Annotated in this window: 20 protein-coding genes; 12 read left to right on the forward strand and 8 right to left on the reverse strand. The window is 71.9% G+C overall.

Annotated elements, in window-relative coordinates; translation table 11 throughout:
- Nucleotides 1–41: 41 nt before the first annotated feature.
- Together pntB and ASF35_RS00920 are read right to left on the reverse strand one after the other, a co-directional pair.
- Nucleotides 42–1439 carry a Re/Si-specific NAD(P)(+) transhydrogenase subunit beta gene (pntB, locus tag ASF35_RS00915; protein ID WP_369797000.1) on the reverse strand — a complete coding sequence of 466 codons (1398 nt, stop codon included), beginning with the start codon at nt 1437–1439 and terminating at the stop codon, nt 42–44.
- Entirely contained in the window at nt 1436–2986 is a 1551-nt protein-coding gene (locus ASF35_RS00920; protein ID WP_055961463.1) for a Re/Si-specific NAD(P)(+) transhydrogenase subunit alpha, read from the reverse strand. The genes pntB and ASF35_RS00920 overlap by 4 nt, the downstream gene beginning before the upstream one ends.
- A gap of 141 nt (nt 2987–3127) precedes the next feature.
- On the opposite strand from ASF35_RS00920, the gene ASF35_RS00925 reads away from it, so the two are divergent.
- Complete coding sequence (locus tag ASF35_RS00925) at nt 3128–3550, forward strand: hypothetical protein (protein ID WP_156367909.1); 423 nt, start codon at nt 3128–3130, stop codon at nt 3548–3550.
- A 19-nt stretch (nt 3551–3569) separates the two neighbouring features.
- Here the strand turns inward: ASF35_RS00925 and ASF35_RS00930 are convergent, their stop codons facing one another.
- Entirely contained in the window at nt 3570–4232 is a 663-nt protein-coding gene (locus ASF35_RS00930) for an HNH endonuclease family protein (protein ID WP_082481081.1), read from the reverse strand.
- Nucleotides 4233–4480: 248 nt separating this feature from the next.
- On the opposite strand from ASF35_RS00930, the gene ASF35_RS00935 reads away from it, so the two are divergent.
- A complete protein-coding gene (locus tag ASF35_RS00935) occupies nt 4481–4828 on the forward strand; it encodes a PadR family transcriptional regulator (RefSeq protein ID WP_055961469.1) in 348 nt (115 codons plus the stop codon).
- Nucleotides 4825–5838 carry a hypothetical protein gene (locus ASF35_RS00940; protein WP_055961473.1) on the forward strand — a complete coding sequence of 338 codons (1014 nt, stop codon included), beginning with the start codon at nt 4825–4827 and terminating at the stop codon, nt 5836–5838. The genes ASF35_RS00935 and ASF35_RS00940 overlap by 4 nt, the downstream gene beginning before the upstream one ends.
- A 65-nt stretch (nt 5839–5903) precedes the next feature.
- On the opposite strand, the gene ASF35_RS00945 is transcribed toward ASF35_RS00940, so the two are convergent.
- A complete protein-coding gene (locus ASF35_RS00945; RefSeq protein WP_056552046.1) occupies nt 5904–6599 on the reverse strand; it encodes a hypothetical protein in 696 nt (231 codons plus the stop codon).
- Nucleotides 6600–6704: 105 nt separating this feature from the next.
- Nucleotides 6705–7649 (reverse strand): 1,4-dihydroxy-2-naphthoyl-CoA synthase, encoded by a 945-nt coding sequence (locus tag ASF35_RS00950; protein ID WP_055961476.1) that lies wholly within the window; start codon nt 7647–7649, stop codon nt 6705–6707.
- A 74-nt stretch (nt 7650–7723) separates the two neighbouring features.
- On the opposite strand from ASF35_RS00950, the gene ASF35_RS00955 reads away from it, so the two are divergent.
- Together ASF35_RS00955 and ASF35_RS00960 are read left to right on the forward strand one after the other, a co-directional pair.
- Entirely contained in the window at nt 7724–8251 is a 528-nt protein-coding gene (locus ASF35_RS00955; RefSeq protein ID WP_055961480.1) for an SRPBCC domain-containing protein, read from the forward strand.
- A gap of 64 nt (nt 8252–8315) precedes the next feature.
- Complete coding sequence (locus ASF35_RS00960; RefSeq protein ID WP_055961483.1) at nt 8316–9236, forward strand: SDR family oxidoreductase; 921 nt, start codon at nt 8316–8318, stop codon at nt 9234–9236.
- 22 nt (nt 9237–9258) lie between these two features.
- Here the strand turns inward: ASF35_RS00960 and ASF35_RS00965 are convergent, their stop codons facing one another.
- A complete protein-coding gene (locus ASF35_RS00965) occupies nt 9259–9900 on the reverse strand; it encodes a hypothetical protein (RefSeq protein WP_055961486.1) in 642 nt (213 codons plus the stop codon).
- A 56-nt stretch (nt 9901–9956) separates the two neighbouring features.
- On the opposite strand from ASF35_RS00965, the gene ASF35_RS00970 reads away from it, so the two are divergent.
- Nucleotides 9957–10367 carry a DUF3817 domain-containing protein gene (locus tag ASF35_RS00970; RefSeq protein ID WP_082495287.1) on the forward strand — a complete coding sequence of 137 codons (411 nt, stop codon included), beginning with the start codon at nt 9957–9959 and terminating at the stop codon, nt 10365–10367.
- Here ASF35_RS00970 and ASF35_RS00975 read toward each other — a convergent pair.
- Entirely contained in the window at nt 10358–11317 is a 960-nt protein-coding gene (locus ASF35_RS00975; protein WP_156367910.1) for a GGDEF domain-containing protein, read from the reverse strand. The genes ASF35_RS00970 and ASF35_RS00975 overlap by 10 nt on opposite strands.
- A gap of 138 nt (nt 11318–11455) precedes the next feature.
- Between ASF35_RS00975 and ASF35_RS00980 the strand changes: the two genes are divergently transcribed.
- The 4 genes from ASF35_RS00980 to ASF35_RS00995 all read left to right on the forward strand — a co-directional run bounded on the left by ASF35_RS00980 (nt 11456) and on the right by ASF35_RS00995 (nt 16408).
- The gene (locus tag ASF35_RS00980) at nt 11456–12208 is read left to right on the forward strand and encodes a CatB-related O-acetyltransferase (protein ID WP_055961493.1); all 753 of its coding nucleotides are present in this window, start codon (nt 11456–11458) and stop codon (nt 12206–12208) included.
- A 202-nt stretch (nt 12209–12410) separates the two neighbouring features.
- Nucleotides 12411–12953 carry a hypothetical protein gene (locus ASF35_RS00985; protein WP_055961495.1) on the forward strand — a complete coding sequence of 181 codons (543 nt, stop codon included), beginning with the start codon at nt 12411–12413 and terminating at the stop codon, nt 12951–12953.
- 111 nt (nt 12954–13064) lie between these two features.
- A complete protein-coding gene (locus tag ASF35_RS00990) occupies nt 13065–13907 on the forward strand; it encodes a Ku protein (RefSeq protein ID WP_055961499.1) in 843 nt (280 codons plus the stop codon).
- A gap of 8 nt (nt 13908–13915) precedes the next feature.
- Nucleotides 13916–16408 carry an ATP-dependent DNA ligase gene (locus ASF35_RS00995; RefSeq protein ID WP_055961502.1) on the forward strand — a complete coding sequence of 831 codons (2493 nt, stop codon included), beginning with the start codon at nt 13916–13918 and terminating at the stop codon, nt 16406–16408.
- Here the strand turns inward: ASF35_RS00995 and ASF35_RS01000 are convergent.
- Entirely contained in the window at nt 16389–18098 is a 1710-nt protein-coding gene (locus ASF35_RS01000; protein WP_156367911.1) for a hypothetical protein, read from the reverse strand. The genes ASF35_RS00995 and ASF35_RS01000 overlap by 20 nt on opposite strands.
- Before the next feature lie 309 nt (nt 18099–18407).
- Between ASF35_RS01000 and zwf the strand changes: the two genes are divergently transcribed.
- Together zwf and ASF35_RS01010 are read left to right on the forward strand one after the other, a co-directional pair.
- Nucleotides 18408–19817, forward strand: coding sequence for a glucose-6-phosphate dehydrogenase (gene zwf, locus ASF35_RS01005; protein WP_055961508.1), 1410 nt, complete (start codon nt 18408–18410; stop codon nt 19815–19817).
- Nucleotides 19814–21739, forward strand: a complete 1926-nt coding sequence (locus ASF35_RS01010) for a glycoside hydrolase family 15 protein (RefSeq protein WP_055961511.1) — start codon at nt 19814–19816, stop codon at nt 21737–21739. Before zwf ends, ASF35_RS01010 begins: the two co-directional genes overlap by 4 nt.
- Nucleotide 21740 lies beyond the last annotated feature (1 nt).

Raw genomic sequence — 21740 nt, forward strand, 5'->3', positions numbered from 1 at the left:
CCCGGGAACGAGACCCACCCGCAGGTACGGGTGGGTTCCGATCAGAGAGCGCGCAGGATGTCCTCGACGCGATCCTTCGCGTCACCGAACAGCATCTGCGAGTTCTCGCGGAAGAACAGCGGGTTCTGCACACCGGCGTAGCCCGCGGCCATCGACCGCTTGAACACGATGACGTTCCGCGCCTCCCACACCCGCAGCACCGGCATGCCGGCGATCGGGCTCGTCGGGTCCTCCGCGGCGGCCGGGTTGACGGTGTCGTTGGCGCCGATCACGAGCACCACGTCGACGTCGGCGAGGTCGTCGTTGACCTCGTCCATCTCGAGCACGATGTCGTAGGGGACCTTGGCCTCGGCGAGCAGCACGTTCATGTGGCCGGGCAGGCGGCCCGCCACCGGGTGGATGCCGAACTTCACGTCGACGCCGCGCTCGCGCAGCTTGCGGGTCAGGTCGGCCACGGGGTACTGCGCCTGGGCCACCGCCATGCCGTAGCCCGGCGTGATGACGACGCTCGACGCGTCCTTGAGCATCTCGGCCACGCCGTCGGCGTCGATCTCGCGGTGCTCGCCGTAGTCCTTGGCGTCGCCGGCGGATGCCTCGATGCCGAAGCCGCCGGCGATCACGGAGATGAACGAGCGGTTCATGGCCTGGCACATGATGTAGCTCAGGTAGGCGCCGGACGACCCGACGAGGGCGCCGGTGACGATCAGCAGGTTGTTGCTCAGCAGGAAGCCGGCGGCGGCCGCGGCCCAGCCCGAGTAGCTGTTGAGCATCGACACGACGACCGGCATGTCGCCGCCACCGATGGACGCCACGAGGTGCCAGCCGAGCGCGAGCGCCAGGGCGGTGACCAGGACGAGCAGCCAGATGTTCGGGTTCGCGACGAACACGACCGTCAGCACGAAGAACAGCACGAGCGCGCCGAGGTTGAGGTAGTTCTTGCCCGGCAGGACGAGGGGTGCGGACTTGATGCGGGCGCTCAGCTTGAGGAACGCGACGATCGAGCCGGTGAACGTGACCGCACCGATGAAGACGCCGACGAAGACCTCGCCCGAGTGGATCCGCTCCAGCGACTCGAGCGGGTACTCGGGGTGCTCGAGGTAGCCGTTCCAGCCCACCAGCACGGCGGCCAGACCGACGAAGGAGTGCAGCAGCGCGATGAGCTCGGGCATGCCGGTCATCTCGACGACGCGAGCCCGCCAGAGACCGATCGCAGCACCGATGGCCACGGCACCGACGAGCAGGACGATGCCCACGGTCTCGGCGTCCTCGACGGCCAGGATGATCGTGGCCACGAGCGCGATGGCCATGCCGGCGATGCCGTAGGCCACGCCCGACGACGCGGTCTCGTGCTTGCTGAGCCCCGCGAGGCTCAGGATGAACAGCAGGGCGGCGACGATGTACGCCGCGGTGGCGATGCTCTCAGCGGTCACAGCGATCAGCCCTTCGAGAACATGCTGAGCATGCGTCGGGTCACGGCGAAGCCGCCGAAGATGTTGATGGACGCGAGCAGCACCGCCACGAACGCGAGCAGGCGGATGGCCCACTCGTTGTCGGCACCCTCACCGACGCCGATCTGCAGCAGGGCACCGACGACGATGATGCCGCTGATGGCGTTCGTGACGCTCATCAGCGGGGTGTGCAGCGCGTGGTGGACCTTGCCGATGACGTAGTAGCCGATGACGATCGACAGCGTGAGCACGAAGAAGTGCTCGGGCAGCGGCGGCGGTGCGAACGCATTGACCAGGAACAGCGCGGCGATGCCCGCGGCGATGAGCAGGTACTTGCCGCGCTGCGTCAGGCCGGGCCTCGGGGCGGGCGCCTCCTTGACGGCCGGCATCTCGGCGGTCGGAGCCGGGGCGGCGGAGACCTGGACCGGCGGCGGGGGCCAGAGCACGTCGCCCTCGTGCACCACCGTCACGCCGCGCTGCACGACGTCGTCGTGGTCGAGGACCAGCTGACCGTCCTTGCCGGGCGTGAGCAGCGTCAGCAGGTTGACGAGGTTCTGGCCGTACAGCTGCGAGGCCTGCGTCGGCAGGCGACCGGGCAGGTCGGTGTAGCCGAGGATCGTCACGCCGTTCGCGGTCACGACCTTCTCACCCGCCACGGACCCGGCCACGTTGCCGCCCTGCGCCGCAGCCATGTCGACGACGACGCTGCCCGGCTTCATCGCGGCCACGTCGGCCTCGGTGAGCAGCCGCGGCGCCTGGCGCCCGGGGATGAGGGCCGTGGTGATGACGATGTCGACGTCGGCGGCCTGCTCGGAGTAGATCTCCGCGGCGCGTCGGTCGTACTCCTCGCTGGTGGCCTTGGCGTAGCCGTCGGTGGACTTCTCGACCTCCACGTCGACGGCCAGGTACTCGCCGCCGATGGACTTGACCTGGTCAGCCACCTCGGGGCGGGGGTCGGTGGCGCGCACGATGGCGCCGAGGCTGGATGCAGCACCGATGGCGGCGAGCCCGGCCACACCGGCACCGGCCACGAGGACCTTGGCGGGCGGGACCTTGCCGGCAGCCGTGACCTGGCCGGTGAAGAAGCGGCCGAACTCGTGCGCGGCCTCGACGACGGCGCGGTAGCCGGCGATGTTGGCCATGGACGAGAGCACGTCCATCGACTGGGCGCGCGAGATGCGCGGCACGGCGTCCATCGCGAGCACGGTGAGCGGACGAGCGGCGAGGGCCTCGAGCAGCTCCGGGCTCGTCGCGGGCGCGATCAGGCTGACGAGCGTGGCGTGGTCGTTCAGCCGCGCGATCTCGTCGGTCGTCGGAGCGTTGACCTTGAGCACGACGTCGGCGGACCAGGCGTCGGCTCCGGGCACGACCGAGGCACCGGCCTCGGCGAAGGCCTCGTCGGCGAAGGCCGCGCGGGCACCCGCGCCGGACTCCACGAGCACCTCGTAGCCGAGCTTCTCCAGACGTACGACCGTCGCGGGAGTCGCGGCCACCCGGGTCTCCCCTGGGCGCGACTCGGCGACCACTCCGATCCTCATTCCGCGGACACTAGCGGAGGGCCTCGGGGGCGACCACCTCTTGAGACGCGCGTCTCAGGTACTGGCGGTATCCAGAACGCCACGTGGCGACCGCTGCCCGTGCGAGCATGGAGCCGATCACAGGAGGCCGAGGTGACGCGCATGGGCGACCGCTCCGTCCTGACCCCGCGGCGTGGGCCGGTCGACGCCGACGACCGTCTCTTCTTCTGGTTCGCGCTGCAGGCGATCGTCCTCCTCCCGGTCGCCGTCGGACCGAGCGTGTGGAGCGAGGCAGCGTCGCAACCTTGGTGGGTGACGCTGCTCCAGGCGGCCCTGTCGATCGGCGTGGCTTGGCTGATCGCGCGGTCGATGTGGCGCCTGATGCGCCTCCCTCGGCCTGTCACTGCGGTGGGCTACGTCGTGGTGGGGGCCACGCTGGTCCTCCTCGCATCCGGCCCCATGCTCGAGGGCACGGGCCCGAGCACCACGATCTTCGGCGCCGTGTACCTGGCGCTCGGCCTGACGCTGTGGGCGCTCGTGGGCCGGGCCGTACTGGACGAACGCCGACGCGGCCGACCGTCGTGATCACCACCCCGGCACGGGCTCAGCAGCCTGCGAGCACCTCCCGGAGCGCGGTCTTCTCGGCGGAGTCGACGGCCAGGCCCCAACGGTGCTTGACCGCGATCCAGTCCGACACGTAGGTGCAGCGGTACGACGTCGCGGGCGGCATCCAGGAGTCGGGGTCCTGGTCGCTCTTGGACCGGTTCGACGACGCGGAGACGGCGATGAGGCTGCGCCCGTCCCCCAGGTCGTTGGCGAAGTCCTCGCGCTTCGTCGCGCTCCAGCCCGAGGCGCCCGAGATCCACGCCTCCTTGAGCGGGACCATGTGGTCGATGTCCATGCCGCCCGCGTCGGTGAAGCGCACCCCGTCGTAGGCCGACGTCCACGACCCGCTGGTGATGGTGCACGTGCCGGTGTGGCCGGTCGACGTCGAGGACTCGTCCTTCAGCACCTCGGCCCGCGTGGTGCAGCCGTCGCCGTCGGCGTCGATCCAGTGCCGGAAGGCGTCACGGTCGTACGTGGTCCCGCCGGCCTCCGACCGGACGGTCAGCTCGGCCAGCTGGGTCTCCGGCGAGGCCGACGCGGCCGGGGCCACGAGCACGGTTGCCACGAGTGTGGTGGCGAGCGCGACGAGAAGCGTGCGAAGCCGCCGCGGTGGCACGAGGTCGGACGAGTGGTGAGCAGGCGCGATGACAGGCACCGACATGGTGGGACTCCCCCCGAAGTCACTGGTCAGGTCGAGAGGACCGTAGGCACGGCAGCCGTCCGAGGGGAAGGGACCGACGCCGTCGTTCACCAGAACGTCATGCCCCCGGCGTCTCGACGCGTCGGCGACGATCCACCGACGACGGACCGTCGCCAGCGCGTCAGGTCGCGGGTCGCACGGCCCACCACGCGACTATTCATGATCCTGACTACTTGACTTCACAAACTACTCGCATCTACCGTCGCGGCATGAGCGAACCCTCGGAGGCCGAGTGGCTGCGCGGGGCCCTGCCCTTCCTGGCCCTCCTCACGCTGCGCGACGGCGCGCTGCACGGCTACGCGATCGCGCAACGACTCGAGGAGCTGAGCCTGTTCGGGCTCAAGGTCGGCACGCTCTACCCCGTGCTCAACCGGCTGGAGTCGCAGGACCTGGTGCGAGCCGAGTGGGTCGCGGGCGACGGCGGCCCCGGCCGCAAGCAGTACGCGCTCACCGACGCCGGCCGTACTCGCCTCGACTCCATGAGCGACGCGTGGGGCGACTTCGCCTCCCGGATGGCCGCCGCGATCGCCCCCACGACCACGAGGAGCACCCGATGAGCGCCACCGAGCTGACCTGGCCGCAGAAGCAGGACGGCGACTGGGCCGACACCTTCACCTGGCACGCAGCCTGGGCCACGGCCGCCCGCAAGGACGACATCCGAGGCTGGCTCGACGTCGTGCACGAGGCCGTCGTCGACTCCGGCGGCACGGCCGAGGAGCTCTTCGGCCCGGCGCGCGACGCGGCGGTGACCTTCGCCCAGGACCTCCCCCCGGAGCAGCGTGCGGCCGGCGACCTCGACGAGGGCACGTGGTCCGACCTCCCACGCACGCTTCTGGCGATGGCGGGGTGGTTCCTGATGGCGCTCGGCATCGCCAGGGTCGTGAGCGAGGGCTGGAGCACCGACCTCACCGCCCCCGGGGCCGCGGTCTTCGCGGCGCTGGTCCTCGGCGCGGGAGGGCTGGGCACGGCCGGCCTGGCCTGGCGGTCGGGACGACCGGTCGCCACCGGCGCGTGGGTGCTCGCCAGCCTCGCGCTCGTCGTCGTGGCGGTCTACGCGGCGATGGAGCTCCTGGACCGGGAGCGGAGCCTCGGCTCGGTGCCGACCCTGACGCTCCCGGCGATCGGCGCTGTCCTGCTCGTGGTCTGGTGGAGGCTGCCCGAGCGCAAGCCCGCGATCGACGACAGCTCCCGCACCTGGCCCGCCGAGCGCTGGTTCACCCGCATGGAGTGGCTGCTGCGCGGACGTCACAAGATGCCGCGCGAGACGGCCCGTCGACTCACGGCCGAGACGCGCGCCCACGCGGAGGAGACCGGCGAGCATCCGTTCGAGTCGTTCGGTCCGCCGCAGGTGCACGCGCTCGCCCTGGCCGAGGCCGACCTCCGCACGGTGGTCTACCGCGACCGGTCCGAGCGTCGCTGGCACCTGCTGTTCGCGATCTTCGCGGCCGCGGTCGTGGTGACCAACGTCGTCAGCGGCAACGTCGACTGGTCGACCTGGGTGTTCGTCGGGGCGGGCCTCCTGTCGCTGGGCCTCGCGCTGCACCGGAGGCCGAGCCCCGCGCACTGACGTCCGGACATGACGGCGGGCAGGACCCGAGAGTCCTGCCCGCCGTCATGCTCCCAACCGGGAGGTCAGTTGCCGTCGTCACCCGAGGTGGTGTTGACGGTGATCTTGGCGATGCCCACGAGCAGCTCGGGGGTGACCGCGTCGGTGTCGAAGGTCTGGTTCAGCAGGTCGGCGGCGACCGGGCTGATGAGCACCTGGGTGCCCTCGAGGATCGCCGTGTCGCCCTCGGACTGCAGCGGCTTCAGCGTGCTGCCGTTCAGCGTGAAGATGTAGGCGCTGGTCACGGCGGTCTCGCCGTTGACCGCCACGTCGCCGTAGACGCGCGAGGCGCCCGGGTCGACGTTCAGGTTCGTGATCTCGACCTCGGTGTCGCCGGCGGTCAGCGAGAAGCCCGAGCCCTCGTGCTGGATCTGGCCGATCACGTAGGGCGAGACCTCGCCCGGCGTGAAGACCTCGACGTTGCCGCCGGTGATCGGGAAGACGAGCGAGCCGTCCTCGAGCGCGCCGTCGCCGACGGTGCCCGGGGTGAGTCCGAGGGACTCGAGGGCGTCGGTGAAGCCGGTGTCGAGCGCGACGGCGGTGTCCTCACCGGTCAGCGCGGTGATCGAGGCGACGGCCTTCGGAGGCGTCGAGCTCGAGGAGCTGCTGTCCGACGAGGAGCCGGAGTCCGAGCCCGAGCTGCAGGCGGCGAGGGGGAGTGCGGCGACGGCCACGACGGCCAGGCTCGCGAAGAACTTCTTGGTGGGGTGCAGGGTGCTCACAAGAGCCACGTCCTAGGTAGTTTTTGGGGTGTACCTAGGGTTCGCAACCACTCCGGTTGCGGATTGGTCCGCACCCCCTCCCGAGATCCCTGACCGCCCGTCTCCTCAGTAGTACCAGGGGAACTCCGACCAGTCGGGGTCGCGCTTCTCGAGGAACTGGTCGCGGCCCTCCTGCGCCTCGTCGGTCATGTAGGCCAGGCGGGTGGTCTCGCCCATGAGCACCTGCTGGCCGACGAGTCCGTCGTCGATCATGTTGAAGGAGTACTTGAGCATGCGCTGCGCGGTGGGGCTCTTGCCGTTGATCATGCGGCCCCACTCCAGCGCCGTGGCCTCGAGCTCGGCGTGCGGGACCGCGCGGTTGACCGTGCCCATCCGGACGCCGTCCTCGGCGGAGTACTCCTCGGCCAGGAAGAAGATCTCGCGGGCGAACTTCTGACCCACCTGGCGGGCGAGGTAGGCCGAGCCGAAGCCACCGTCGAAGCTGCCGACGTCGGCGTCGGTCTGCTTGAAGCGGGCGTGCTCGGCGCTCGCGATGGTGAGGTCGGAGACGACGTGCAGGCTGTGACCGCCGCCGGCCGCCCAGCCCGGCACGACGCAGACGACGACCTTCGGCATGAAGCGGATGAGCCGCTGCACCTCGAGGATGTGCAGGCGGGCCAGCCGCGCCTTGTCCACCGGGCTGGGCTCCTCGGCCCCGGTGTCCGACCCCGACGCCGACCCGTCCTCGTACTGGTAGCCGAACCGGCCGCGGATGCGCTGGTCGCCGCCGGTGCAGAAGGATCGCTTGCCGTTCTTCTCGCTCGGGCCGTTGCCGGTGAGCAGCACGCAGCCGACGTCGGCCGACGTGCGTGCGTGGTCGAGGACCTGCAGCAGCTCGTCGACGGTGTGCGGGCGGAACGCGTTGAGCACGTCGGGGCGGTCGAAGGCCACACGGACCGTGCCGTGCTCGACGGCGCGGTGGTACGTGACGTCGGTCAGGTGCTCGAAGCCGGCCACCTCGTTCCACGCGGAGGGGTCGAAGGTCTCGGACACGCCGGGCAGTGCACTCATGGCGCGACCGTATCGTTGACTAGCCGCACCCGTGTCTGCTGACCTGTCTGCATGGACGCCCCCGAGGAGTCGGCATGACCGCACCCACCCCCACCGGTCGCCACGAGCGACGCGGCACCGACGACCACCTCGTCTGGGAACGGACCTTCCGCGCCCCGATCGACGACGTCTGGGCGTCGGTCACCGAGTCCGACCGCCTGGCCCGCTGGTTCGGCACCTGGACCGGCGACCCGGCCGACGGCTTCGTGACGGTCCAGATGAACGCCGAGGGCGACGCCGCCGAGCCGTCCCGCTTCGAGATCCGCGCGTGCGACGCCCCGACCCACCTCGCCGTCGACGTCGTGGACGAGGGCGGGGCCTGGTACCTCGACCTCGAGCTGCGGGAGTCCGACGGCACCACGACGCTCCTCCTCGCCCAGAGGATCCACGACGTCTCGATCGTCGAGCACACCGGCCCCGGCTGGGAGTGGTACCTCGACCGGCTCGTGTCGGCGGCGTCCGGAGCGGACACCGACGACCTGGACTTCGACGCCTACCTCGCCGCCACGCACGACCACTACCGCGCACTCCAGGAGACGCTCACCCCCGACAACCCCAGGTGACCCCCACTCGCACGATGCGTCACACCTGCGTGACGAACTCAGATACCGTCGGTATGTTGACCGCATGGCACTCTTCGCCCGCAAGGGCTTCTCCGGCAAGGTCCTGGTCGTCACCGGCGCGGCGCGCGGCATCGGCGCCGGAGTCGCGCGGGCCTACGTCGCGAAGGGCGGCCGCGTCGCTCTGCTGGGCCTAGAGCCCGACCTGCTCGAGGCGCTCGCCACGGAGCTGGGCCCCGCGGCGGCCTGGTGGGAGGCCGACGCCCGCGACGGCCGGGCCATGACCGCCGCCATCGATGCCGCTGCCGCCCACTTCGGCCGCATCGACCACGTGCTCGCCAACGCCGGGATCGCCTCGTACGGCACGGTCCGCCAGATCGACGAGGACTCCTTCGAGCGGGTCATCGACATCAACGTCAACGGCGTCTACCGCACCCTGCACGCGTCGATCCCGCACCTGGAGAAGACCAAGGGCTACGCGCTCGTCGTCGCCTCCCTCGCCTCCTTCACCAACCTGGCCGGCCTCGCGTCGTACAACGCCAGCAAGGCCGGCGCGGAGTCGCTGGCGCTCGTCGCCCGCCAGGAGGTCGCGCACCTCGGCGTCAAGGTCGGCGTCGCCCACCCGTCGTGGATCGACACCGACATCGTCCGCGGCGCCGAGGCCGACCTGCCGACGTTCAAGGTCATCCGCGGCAAGCTCCCGTTCCCGGCGAACGCCACCACGACGCTCGCCGAGTGCGTCGACGCGATCGTCGCCGGACTCGCCAGGCGCAAGACCCGCGTCTACGTGCGACGCGGCGTCGTCGTGGCCAACTGGACCAAGCCGCTCGTGAACTCCCCGATCGGCTGGGCCGTCATGCGCCCGCAGCTGAAGAAGCACGTGCCCGACCTCGAGCGCGAGGTGGCGGCGCTGGGCCGCTTCCAGCACGCCCACGTCCCCTTGACCGACCCCAAGAAGCCGGTGGTCGAGGAGCCCGAGGGCCCCTGACAGCCCGTCCGGCCCAGCCGCGTCAGGCCTGGACGGACCCGGCGAGGCTCACCATGTGGCCCAGCCGGGCCAGCTCGGAGGCCAGGAACTCCGGTCCGCCGTGGCGTCCGACCACGACGACGAACACCTGGCCGCTGCGGTCCTTCGCCTGGGTGCCGGCGAGCAACGTCGACGACCAGGCGTCGACGGAGTCGAGCGCACGCGAGCTGCGGATCGAGAGCCACGACGCCGCGTCGGGGACCAGCTTCGGTGCCGAGGGCGAGGCACTGAGCACGGCGGGCTCCCCGTCGACCCGGTGCACCGCCATGGCCCAGTCGGTGCGGAAGGTGGCCGGCACGACCTCCACGAGCCGTTCGATCGCGTGCGCGGGCTCGGCGGTGAACGCCTCGACGGCCTCGAGGTCCATGCTGAGGTTCGCGCCGGCGTTGTAGCGGCTGATCCAGTGGACCCGCACGCCCTCGAGCTCGTGGCAGGCCGTGATGAGCGCGTCGGCCATGACCTGGGGCGGCAGCTCGAGGAGCACGTCGTCCACGGCCTTGCCGTCGGAGCGGTGCTCCACGATCTCGATGGCCTCGATGTCGGCACCTGCACCACCGAGCGCCGACGCCATCGCGCCCAAGGAGCCCGGTACGTCGGGCAGCTCCACGCGCAGCAGGTAGGCCATGGGCACATCTCACCACGCCGGTGTTTCTTTTGCGTTGCGCCGCTACCCTGGCCGCCGTGAACGCCGCCAGCCGCACCGATGCCCCCTCCCCCGACGGCACCCACCCGGCCTGGGTCCGACCGACCTTCCGCGCGCTCGCGTTCGCCGAGGCCGTGTCGTGGGCCGTCCTGCTCGTCACGATGTTCTTCAAGTGGGTGGTCCAGGACGACCCGCACAGCGGCATCGAGGGTGGCGTCCCGATCTCCGGCCCCATCCACGGCGCCTTCTTCGTGGCCTACTGCGCGTCCGCCCTCGTCGCCTGGCGCACCTTCGGCTGGAACCTCAGGACACTGGTCCTGGCGCTGCTGGCCGCGATCCCGCCGTTCTTCACGGTCGTGTTCGAGGTGCTGGCCGACCGACGCGGGCTCCTCGGCCGCCCGGCACGAGTCGACTCCCGGACCACGTCCGCCCCCACACCTCAGGCCTGATCCAGGCCCCGCCGGGCCTGCTTCCGCTCGTACATCCGCGCGTCGGCCCGGGCCAGCAGCGCCGCCGGGTCGTCGTCGGCCCGCGCCTCGGCCACCCCGACGGACCAGGAGGCCGGCGCTCCCTCGGCGAGCCGTCGGGCCACGAAATCACCCACCCCGTGGTCCGCGCCCGGCAGCACCACGAGGAACTCGTCACCACCGAGCCGGCCCACCTCGTCGCCAGGTCGGAGTCCTGAGCGCAGGTGGTCGACGGTCGCCCGCAGCATCGCGTCCCCGGCCGGGTGACCGTCCCGGTTGTTGACCGCGCGCAGGTCGTCCACGTCGAGCGCCAGCACCGTGAGCGGCGTGCCGAGTCGCGCCCTGCGCGTCAGGTGCTGCGTCACGAGGGCGTGCGCACCTCGCCGGTTGAGGGCCCCGGTGAGCTCGTCGGTGCGGGCCAGCTGGTCGAGTCGCGCCCGGAGCCTGCCCAGGACCTCCGTCGCCACCACCACCTGCACGGCCACGGTGACGGCCGGCACCAGCAACGTCTCGTCGGAGTGGCTGGCGATCGCGAGTCCCCACACCGCCGTGCCGACGTACGCGATGACCCGCGCCAGCCCGATCGCCAGGAACCAGACCGCGAACACCGAGAGCATCGGAGCGCTCGAGCCGTTCGCGAACGCCGCCAGCTCGCGATCCGTCCCCCAGGTGAGCGCCGCGAGGGCCCCGAACGCCAGGGCGACCATCACGGCCACGTCACGCTGCTCGAGCAGCACGCCCCGCACCAGCGTCCAGACCAGGGCCGCGGCCGACGTGAGCAGCAGCGCCACGAGCACGGACCTCGGGTTGTTGTCGGGTCGCCACGTGAGCAGGGTCAGCGACAGCATCGCCACGGCGATCAGGTTCAGCAGCACCGTGGCCACGCTCATCGCCGGGTACGTGCGGCCGGCGAGGGCGACGGAACCTGGCACGTGCACCCCTGCTTTCCCCACCCCGACCCGCTCGGCCCCGATCGTCGGGGTCCATGATCTCCGATCCGGGCGACCGCCGGGGCCGGAACGGCCGGACGGGGGACCAAAGCCTCTGCCGGGCGCCGATACGCTGACGCCGTGGAGCAACACGCGCGCGGCGCCCAGCGGATCAACCGGTCCAACGGTGCCCGGTTCCTGGCCGAGCCGCCCGTGCGGATCATCGGGGCCCTGACGATCCGCTCCGACACGCACGTCGGCGCCTTCACCGAGTTCGGCAAGATCGTGGAGATCCAGTCGGCCGACGTCGGTCGGTACGGCGAGATCGGGCCGGGCAGCATCCTCGGCGCCATCAGCCACCCCACCACGTGGCTCAGCGCCTCCGCCTTCCAGTACCGCGCCAGCACCTGGGGGTGGCACCCGAGCGCGGACGCCGTCGAGACGGTCGACCCGGAGGCGGACGGACGGACCTCGTTCCGTGGCATCCGCGGCGAGGAGTCCGCCGTCATCGGCAACGACGTGCACCTGGGTGCCAACGTGGTGGTGCTCAAGGGTGTGCGTATCGGCGACGGCTGCGTCGTCGCCGCCGGCGCGGTCGTCACGAAGGACCTCCCGCCGTACTCGATCGCCGCCGGGCTGCCGGCCAGGGTCCTGCGTCGCCGGCTCCCCGACGACGTCGTCGAGGAGCTGCTCCGGCTGCAGTGGTGGCGCTTCTCCCCCAACCAGCTGAGCGGGGTCCCCTTCGCCGACCCCCGCGCGGCCGCCGCCGAGATCGGTCGCCGCGTCGACGCCGGCCTCGAGCCCTACGCACCGGGGTTCGTCGAGATCGTCAAGCCGACCGCGCCGGCCCCCGCGTCGCGCTGGCGTCGCGCGGCCCGTCGCCTGCGCGGCTGAACCGCCCGGCGGGGGTTCCGCACCACGGGCGGAGAACGGCACCGGCGGGGGTTCCGGGCCGCGGGCGGAGAAACGGCACCGGCGGGGGTTCCGGGCCGCGGGCGGAGAAACGGCACGGCACCGCCACAGGGTGCACCGCAGGGGCACCGGCGATAGTGTCGACAGCGAGAAGCACCATCGACCACCGAGGAGCCGTGTCAGCATGCCGCTGAGGAAGAACAAGACCGTCAAGGACAAGCTCCAGAGCCGCCTCGAGGACCTCCTCGCCCAGGCCGACGACGTCCGCCAGCAGCTCGTGGACCACGCTCCCGAGGTGCGCGACAGCGTCGTCGCCAAGACCCAGTCCGGTGCCGCCGACGTGCGCGACATCGTCGCGGCGAAGGCCAGCCACGGCGTCGCCGAGCTGCGCGAGCGCCTCCCGGAGCTGCGCGACGAGCTGCTCGAGCGCACGCCCGAGCTCAACGAGAAGACCTACGACAAGCTGCCGAAGCGCGTGGCCGACCGCCTGCCCGACGAGGTCAAGCCGAAGAAGAAGCGTCGTCTGCGTCGCATCGTCGGCCTGGGCCTGATCGCCGGCGCCGGTGCTGCCGCCTTCGCCACGCTCAAGGGCAAGCAGGCTCCGCCCCCGCCGCCGTACCAGCCGGCTCCGGCGCCCGCGCCGCGTCCGCCGTCGGGCTCGACGCCCCCCGGCGCCGCCCCCACCGCCGACTCGCTCGACGCGGTCGACGGACCCGGCTCGAAGTAGCCGTAGCAGCACCCGTACGTCGGGCCGGGACCGCCGAGGTCCCGGCCCGACGTGCGTGCGGGCCGGCCGCGCGCCTTCCCCAACTCCGTCCACCTAGGGAAGACTGGTCTCATGCGCTCGCTCTGGAAGGGCTCGATCAGCTTCGGGCTGGTCAACGTGCCGGTGCGCGTCTACAGCGCCACCGAGAACCACGACGTGTCCCTGCACCAGGTGCACGCGGACGACGGCGGCCGCATCCGCTACCAGCGCCGGTGCGAGATCTGCGGCGAGGTCGTGGCCTACGAGGACATCGCGAAGGCCTACGACGACGGCGAGAACACGGTCGTCCTGACCCCGGAGGACTTCGCCTCGCTGCCGGCCGAGACGGCCAAGGAGATCGAGGTCGTGGAGTTCGTCCCGGCCAAGCAGATCGACCCGATCCGGCTCGACAAGGCCTACTTCCTGGAGCCGGACAAGACGGCCATCAAGCCCTACACCCTCCTGCGGCGCGCCCTGGAGGACACCGACCGCAGCGCGGTCGTGCGGTTCGCGCTGCGGCAGAAGACGCGGCTCGCGGTGCTGCGGGTGCGCGACAAGACGCTCCTGCTGCAGACGATGCTGTGGGACGACGAGATCCGCGAGGCGGAGTTCGACGTGCTCGACCAGGTGCCGCGGATCAGCGCCAAGGAGCGCGACATGGCCGCCCAGCTGGTCGACTCCCTGGCAGCCGACTTCGACGCGTCGCAGTTCACCGACGACTACCAGGAGCAGTTGCGCACGCTCGTGGAGGCCAAGCTGGAGCAGGGCGACACGATCGACACCGCGGCCACGTTCGGCGAGAAGGACGACGAGGGCGAGGACGCCGAGGTCGTCGACCTGATGGAGGCGCTGAAGCGCAGCGTCGAGCGCAGCAAGGAGCGGCGTGGTCAGGGCTCGGGAGACGCGACCAAGCCGCGCGCCCGCAAGAAGGCCTGACCGCGGTCGTGGCGGGTCGCGGGTCGTCCCAGACCGTGCAGGTCGACGGTCGCCGCCTGCGCGTCACCAACCTCGACAAGGTGCTCTACCCGGCGTCGGGCACGACCAAGGCCGAGGTGATCTCGTACTACGTGGCGGTCGCCGACCGGCTGCTGCCGTGGGCGACCGGTCGTCCGGCCACCCGGAAACGGTGGCCGAACGGCGTCGGGGACACCGAGCATCCTGGTGAGCTCTTCTTCGAGAAGAACCTGCCCGACTCGGCGCCGGACTGGGTGCGCCGGGTGGTGGTACGGCACAAGAGCCACGTGAACGTGTACCCGATCGTGGACTCCGCGGCCACCCTGGCGTGGCTGGGGCAGGTGGCGGCGCTCGAGCTGCACGTGCCTCAGTGGCGGGTCGACGCCGACGGCACGCCCCGCCATCCCGACCGCCTGGTGCTGGACCTCGATCCCGGTCCCGGGGCGGGTCTGGCCGAGTGCGTGGAGGTGGCACTCGCCGCGCGCGAGCTGCTCGACGACGTGGGACTCACGGCCTGGCCCGTCACGAGCGGCAGCAAGGGACTGCACCTGTACGCCCGGCTCACCGGCGAGCACGGACCCGACTACGTGAACGCCTTCGCCAAGCAGGTCGCCGCGGCCCTGGAGGACGCGATGCCCGACCTCGTGGTCTCGTCGATGAAGAAGTCCCTGCGCGACGGCAAGGTGCTCGTGGACTGGAGCCAGAACAACCAGGCCAAGACCACGATCGCTCCCTACTCGCTGCGTGGCCGCGCGGCGCCGGACGGCGAGGGCCCCTTCGTCGCTGCGCCACGGCACTGGGACGAGCTCGGTCCCGACCTGCGGCACCTGACGATGGCCGAGGTGCTGGAGCGCTCCGACGACCCCCTCTCCGGCCTGGGGGCGGGGAGCAGCGACATCGACGCGGCCGCGTCCGGGACCGCAGCGCCCGACCGCCTGACGGTCTACCGGTCCATGCGCGACCCCAGCCGCACGCCCGAGCCCGTCCCCGCCGACGCTCCGGCCGACGACAGCGCCGACCCGGACCGTGACGGGCCGGTCTTCGTCGTCCAGGAGCACCACGCCACCCGGCTGCACTACGACGTGCGACTGGAGCGCGAGGGGGTGCTCGTGTCGTGGGCCGTGCCGAAGGGTCCACCCGAGGATCCCGGGAAGAACCACCTGGCGGTGCCGACCGAGGACCACCCGATGGACTACGCCACGTTCGAGGGCACCATCCCGAAGGGTGAGTACGGCGCGGGCGAGGTGACGATCTGGGACCACGGCACGTACGCGCTCGAGAAGTGGAAGGACGGCGAGGTCATCGCCACCCTGCACGGCAGCGAAGGCGGCGGGCTCGGCGGCAGCGTGCGGTTCGCGCTCATCCGCACCGGGGAGAACTGGCTCATGCACCGCATGGACCCGGCCCGCGCGCCGGCCGAGGAGAGCCCGGAGAGCGACGAGGCGAGCAGCGACGACAGCCCCGACGACAGCGCCGACGAGGGGGCGTCGCCGGACCCCGGACGACTCGACACCGTCGCACCCATGCTCGCCACGCGCGCCGGCACGTTCGACGCCCACGCCGACGCGGCCGCCTGGGCGTTCGAGATGAAGTGGGACGGGGTGCGCGTGGTGGCCACGTGCGACGCGGGCGCCGTGCGGCTCGTCGGGCGCAGCGGTCGCGACGCCACCGCCACCTACCCCGAGATCACCGAGGCGCTGGAGACGCTCGACCTCGACGACACCGTGGTCGACGGCGAGGTGGTGGCCCTCGACGACGCCGGCGCCCCCTCCTTCGGACGCATCCAGCAGCGCATCGGGCTCACGAAGCCGCGCGAGGTGACCGCGGCCCGCCGCAGCGTGCCGGTGCGGTTCGTCGGGTTCGACCTGCTCAGGCTCGGCGGTGCCGACGTGACCGGGCTGCCCTACGAGCAGCGTCGCGAGCTGCTGCTCGGCCTCGACCTCGACGACGCCGACGGCGTGGACGTGCCGGCCGCCTTCGACGGTGACCTGGAGGCCGCGATGGAGGCCAGCCGGGAGCTGGGACTCGAGGGCGTGGTGGCGAAGCGTCGCACCAGCCGGTACCGGCCCGGCGCGAGGTCGGCGCACTGGGTCAAGCTCAAGCACGAGCAGCACGTGGAGGTCGTGGTGGTCGGCTGGCGACCCGGCAAGGGAGGTCGCGGCGGCGGCATCGGGTCGCTCCTCGTCGCCGTTCCCGACGCCGAGGGCACGCTCGTCTACGCCGGTCGTGTGGGCACCGGGTTCGCCGAGCGCACGCTGGCCGACCTAGCGGCACGACTGGAGCAGGCACGTCGTGACGAGGCGACGGTGGCGGCGCCACGCGACGTCGCCCGCGAGGCCGTGTGGGTGGAGCCCACGATCGTCGGCGAGGTGACGTCGGCAGGCTGGACCGACTCCGGCCACCTGCGCCACCCCGTGTGGCGCGGGCTGCGCGACGACAAGACCGTGGCCGACGTGCAGCCGGTCAGGCTCCCGGCGCGCTGAGTCGGATCATCTGGGCGGTGCGCCAGCCGGTGGGATCGGCCAGGTAGCGGTCGGTCTCGGCCACCCACGGCGACGTGGCGTTGGCCGAGGACCCCGTGACCCGAAGGCCGGCGGCCAGCGCGCCGTGGCCGAGCGCCGCGACGGCACCCACGGGGGTCGTCTCGCGCAGCGAGCCGGGCGACCGCCCGAGCGCGGCCGACGAGAGGCTCGCGGCGGCCACCGTGCCGCTCGTGAAGAGGACCTGGTCGATGAAGCTCGCGCCGCTCCACCACTGGTCGAGCTGCTGGAGGAGGCCGGCCATCCAGGCCTGGCCGGCGTCGGCCGCGGCCTGGACGTCGTCGGCCACCGCCGGGGCCACGAGCAGGGTCACCGCACCGAGCGCGACGAGGGCCACCAGGGCCACCGAGCGGACCACCGAAGGACGCGACGGAGCGCCATCCAGGTGCTGGACGATCTGTCGCATCTCTCGCTGCATGGCCAAGAGCGTACGAGAAGACCGCAGGATCGACCATCGGTTCGTCCCATCCTGGCTCCCGACGACCTCCGCGAGCTGGCGGACGTCGCGCCCGACCACGTGGCCGAGGTGGCCGGCGCTCTCCACGACGGGGGCTCCGTACCGCGCGGGGCCGTCCGCGGCGCGCCAGCGCTCCGTCGTGTCGAGCAGCCGGTCGAGCCAGGCGGGGGTGGGACCGTCCTCCAGGCTGGCGTCCCGCCAGCGGGCGAGTCGTCGGGCGTCGACGAGCTGCACCAGCAGGAGCACCAGCAGCACCGTCAGCGTGCGTCCCCACGCAGGTGGCAGCAGCGCCTCGGTGAAGGCCATCGGCCCCGGCAGGTCGACGCCGACGCCGAAGGCGTTGAGCGCGGCGTGCCGCACGACGAAGAGCCACCACACGAGCACCGGGAGCGCGACCCCGGCGACGAGGAGCGCCGCCCTCCGCCAGCCGATGTCGCGCCGTGCCCGACGCACCAGCGCGATGCCCAGCCCCACCGCTGCACCCGTGATGCCGGTGGCGGCGTGGTGGCCGGGGTAGGCCACCGCCCCGTCGTAGGCCAGCTGCAGCCCGGAGACCCCGAACGACAGGAAGCTGTCGGGGACGCCGCCGCCCTCGAGACCGATGCTCGCGACCCGTCGGATGAACTCCTCGACCGCCGTGAAGGCCGCGCCGCTCGCCAGGGCGACGAGCACCCAGTCGGCCACCGAGAAGCGGTGCACCCGTCCTGGGGCGAAGACCGCGATGAGCAGCAGGGGCGCCAGCTTCAGCGCCTCCTCGCCGATCGACGCGATGCCCACCGCCGGACCTGCGGCCTCCGCGCCCCTGGCCGAGACGGAGGAGGCCAGGGAACCCAGACCGACGCTCGCGACGAAGGACCAGCCGAGCGCGACCGTGAAGATCCACCAGTAGGTCGACCAGGCGATCGTCTTGGTGCGCAGCAGCACGAAGCCCAGCAGCGCCAGCCAGGCTCCGCCCAGCCACGCACCGAGTCCCGCGCGCAGGACCGGCGAGACGCTGACCGTCACGACGAGCACGGCGAAGGCGACGAACAAGGCGGTGCGGACCACCCCGTCGAGGGTCCGTGCCGTCCCGACGTGACCCTCGCGCCACCGCTCACGCGCGTCGGCGAGACGCTCCCACCACTCCGCACCCCACAGGCGGTCCGAGTCGGGTCCGTCCATCTCGGCGTCGCTCACGGCCACCCCTCCCCCGGGTCCCGGACGGCGTCCAGGCGTCGTCGACGCATCGTCGGAGCGTCATCGTAGCGACCACCCCGAGGCGCCGTACACGAACGAAAGTCCAACTTCGGATATGCTGCCCTGGGCACGCCCGCCTCCAGGGGTGTGGCGCGATGCCCGGACGGACGTCCCGGAGCCCTCGAGAAGCGCCGGGGCGTCCGATTCCTCCTCGTCGGACGCGCTCCTTCCGCCGCGGTCGCCATGCGGCATCACCCACCCGCTCCTAGCGTGGGTGGTGCCCCTGCTCCCCCGACGCGAGGACGTGTCGTGCCTGACTCCCCCACCGCCCTGCCGCCGCACGTCGTCGTGCTCTTCGGCGCCACCGGCGATCTCGCCCGTCGCAAGCTGTTCCCCGGCCTGTACCGCCTGGCCGCGGCCGGCCGCCTCCCCGCCGACTACCGGGTGATCGGGTCAGGACGGCACGAGCCCGACGGCGACTTCGCCCAGCAGGTGCTCGACGGTCTGCGCGACACGGTCGACGAGCTCGACGCCGACGTCGCCGACGCGTTCGTCTCCCGCGTGACGTTCCAGACGTCGGACGCCGACGACGGCAGCGCCCTGGCGGCTGCGGTGCGCGATGCCGAGTCCGAGCTGGGCGACGACGCCCGTCGCCTGGTCTACCTGTCGGTGCCACCCGCCGCGATGGAGCCGATGATCCGCATGCTGGGCGCCGAGGGCATCGCCGACGACGCCCGCATCGTCGTGGAGAAGCCGTTCGGCACCGACCTGGAGTCGTCGCGCTCGCTGCAGGCCACGCTCGACGACGTCGCCGGCGAGGACGCCGTGTTCCGCATCGACCACTTCCTGGGCAAGGAGGCGGTGCAGAACGTGCTGGCGCTGCGGTTCGCCAACGGGCTGCTCGAGCCGTCGTGGAACGCCGAGCACGTGTGCGCCGTGCAGATCGACGTGCCCGAGGAGCTGACCATCGAAGGCCGGGGCGCGTTCTACGAGGCCACCGGTGCACTGCGCGACATGGTCTCCACGCACCTGTCGCAGGTCCTCGGCTTCCTGGCCATGGAGCGGCCCGACGGCATCGACGCCGACCACCTGCGCGACGCGAAGGCCGCCGTGTTCGAGGCGGTGCAGCCGCTGGCCCCCGACGACGTGGTGCGCGGGCAGTACGAGGGCTACACCGACGAGGACGGGGTCGACGCCGACTCCACGACGGAGACCTTCGTGGCCGTGCGCGTGCACGTGGACACCGACCGCTGGCGCGGTGTCCCGTTCCTGCTGCGCACCGGCAAGGCCATGGCGGCGACCCGCCGCACGGTGACGCTGTTCTTCCGCGCACCCGAGCCGTTGTTCGAGTCGCGCGAGGACGGCGACGACCGTCTCGTCCTCGAGCTGGGCGAGGTGCCCGAGGTGACGGCGAGCCTCAACGTGAAGCGCCCTGGGCCGACGTTCGAGCTCGAGCGTGCCGCCGCCACCCTCACGCTGCCCGACGCCGAGGACGAGGACGAGGAGCACCGGCCGCTCGAGGCGTACGAGCGCCTGCTGCTCGACGTGATGCAGGGCGACCAGATGCTGTTCACCCGGGGCGACGAGGTCGACCGGCTCTGGCAGGTCATCACGCCCGTGCTGGAGGACCCGCCACCGGTGCAGACGTACGCCCAGGGGTCCTGGGGACCGCAGGCGGCACTCGACCTCGCCGGCGAGCGCGGCTGGCACCTGCGGTGACTCCCCCGACCACGCCACCGCTGCCGATCGCGGACCACGGACTGATCGGCGACCTGCGGACCGCCGCACTGGTGGGCACCGACGGCACGATCGACTGGTTCTGCCCGGGCCGTTTCGACGCACCGAGCGTCTTCGCGTCGGTGCTCGACGCCGACAAGGGAGGGTCGTGGGAGCTCAGCCCCGTCGACGGCTCGGTGCGCTCGCAGCAGTTCTACTTCCCCGACACCGCCATCCTCGCCACGCGCTTCCTCACCGAGGAGGGCGTCGTGGAGGTGCACGACTTCATGCCGGTGCTGAAGGCCGAGGACGCCGACCACCGCCAGCGACTCGTGCGGCGTGTCACCGCGGTGCGCGGCCGGTCGGTCGTGCGCTCCCGCGTGGCGGCACGACCGCACTACGCACGGCAGGACCCCGAGGTCGAGGAGGTCGACGGCGGCATCGTCGTGTCGGCCCCGGCGCTCGGCGACGATCCCGCCGTCCGGCTCGGGATCAGCTCCACGGTGGCGCTCGAGGTCGACGGGCTCGACGTCGTCGCCGAGGTGACGCTCGACGAGGGCGAGCACGCACTGTTCGTGCTCGAGGTCCTCGACGTCGGCAAGGACCCGACGGGAACCACCGACGGGCAGCCGTCGGCGTTCCAGACGTGCGGCGTCGAGGACACGTCGGCGCTCTTCGTGGCGACGTCGGCGTTCTGGCGAGGATGGATCTCGCAGTCGACCTACAAGGGACGCTGGCGCGAGACCGTGCACCGGTCGGCGATCACGCTCAAGCTGCTCACGCACGAGCCGACCGGCGCCGTCGTCGCGGCGCCCACGACGAGCCTGCCGGAGACCATCGGCGGCTCCCGCAACTGGGACTACCGGTACGTGTGGATCCGCGACGCCGGGTTCAGCCTGTACGCGCTGCTCCGGCTCGGGTTCACCTCGGAGGCGAACGCGTTCACGCGCTGGTTGTCCGAGCGTCTGGGCGAGGAGCGCGACGACGCCGAGCGACTGGGACCCCTGCGGGTGCTCTACGACATCGACGGGTCGGCGCCGGTCGACGAGCACGCGCTCGACCACCTGGCCGGGTACGCCGACTCGCGCCCGGTGCGGGTGGGCAACGGCGCGGTCGACCAGCTGCAGCTCGACATCTACGGCGAGGTCATCGACGCGGTCTACCTGTTCGACAAGTACGGCCCCGGGATCAGCCACGACGCCTGGAACGACCTGCGCCGCGTGCTGGACTGGGTGATGGAGCACTGGGACTCACCCGACGCCGGCATGTGGGAGATCCGCGGCGACGTGCGGGCGCACACCACGAGCCGGCTCATGTGCTGGGTGGCGGTGGAGCGGATGATCCGCATGGCCCGCCAGCGAGGGCTGCCCGGTGACCTGTCGGCGTGGGCGCGGGTACGCGACACGATCCACGACGAGATCCTGACGAACCACTGGGACGAGCACCACCGCACGTTCACCCTGGCCGAGGTCGACCCCGACGCGGACCAGGCCGACGCCCCCGTGCTCGACGCGGGCGTGCTGCTGATGCCGATGGTCAAGTTCTGCTCGCCGGTGGACCCGCGCTTCCTCTCCACGCTCGCCGCGATCGAGGACCAGCTGGTCGCCGACAGCCTGGTGTTCCGCTACGACGTGCACGCCGCGCCCGACGGCGTCGCCGACACCGACACCGACGGCGACGGCCTGCACGACGGCGAGGGCACGTTCAGCCTGTGCTCGTTCTGGTACGTGGAGGCCCTGACCCGGGCCGGACGGCACCGCGAGGCCGAGGTGGCGCTGGAGAAGATGTTCACCTACGCCAACCACCTGGGGCTGTACGCCGAGCAGATCGGCGCCACGGGTGACCAGCTGGGCAACTTCCCGCAGGCCTTCACGCACCTCTCGCTCATCAGTGCCGCGATCAACCTCGACCGCGCCCTCGGCTGAC

The organism is Aeromicrobium sp. Leaf291, from assembly GCF_001423365.1.
Classification (GTDB): domain Bacteria; phylum Actinomycetota; class Actinomycetes; order Propionibacteriales; family Nocardioidaceae; genus Aeromicrobium.

Coding starts and splice junctions, on each gene's coding strand:
- ASF35_RS00920 (WP_055961463.1), bottom strand. CDS start 2,986: ATGAGGATCGGAGTGGTCGCCGAGTCGCGCCCAGGGGAGACCCGGGTG.
- ASF35_RS00925 (WP_156367909.1), top strand. CDS start 3,128: ATGGGCGACCGCTCCGTCCTGACCCCGCGGCGTGGGCCGGTCGACGCC.
- ASF35_RS00930 (WP_082481081.1), bottom strand. CDS start 4,232: ATGTCGGTGCCTGTCATCGCGCCTGCTCACCACTCGTCCGACCTCGTG.
- ASF35_RS00935 (WP_055961469.1), top strand. CDS start 4,481: ATGAGCGAACCCTCGGAGGCCGAGTGGCTGCGCGGGGCCCTGCCCTTC.
- ASF35_RS00940 (WP_055961473.1), top strand. CDS start 4,825: ATGAGCGCCACCGAGCTGACCTGGCCGCAGAAGCAGGACGGCGACTGG.
- ASF35_RS00950 (WP_055961476.1), bottom strand. CDS start 7,649: ATGAGTGCACTGCCCGGCGTGTCCGAGACCTTCGACCCCTCCGCGTGG.
- ASF35_RS00955 (WP_055961480.1), top strand. CDS start 7,724: ATGACCGCACCCACCCCCACCGGTCGCCACGAGCGACGCGGCACCGAC.
- ASF35_RS00960 (WP_055961483.1), top strand. CDS start 8,316: ATGGCACTCTTCGCCCGCAAGGGCTTCTCCGGCAAGGTCCTGGTCGTC.
- ASF35_RS00965 (WP_055961486.1), bottom strand. CDS start 9,900: ATGGCCTACCTGCTGCGCGTGGAGCTGCCCGACGTACCGGGCTCCTTG.
- ASF35_RS00985 (WP_055961495.1), top strand. CDS start 12,411: ATGCCGCTGAGGAAGAACAAGACCGTCAAGGACAAGCTCCAGAGCCGC.
- ASF35_RS00990 (WP_055961499.1), top strand. CDS start 13,065: ATGCGCTCGCTCTGGAAGGGCTCGATCAGCTTCGGGCTGGTCAACGTG.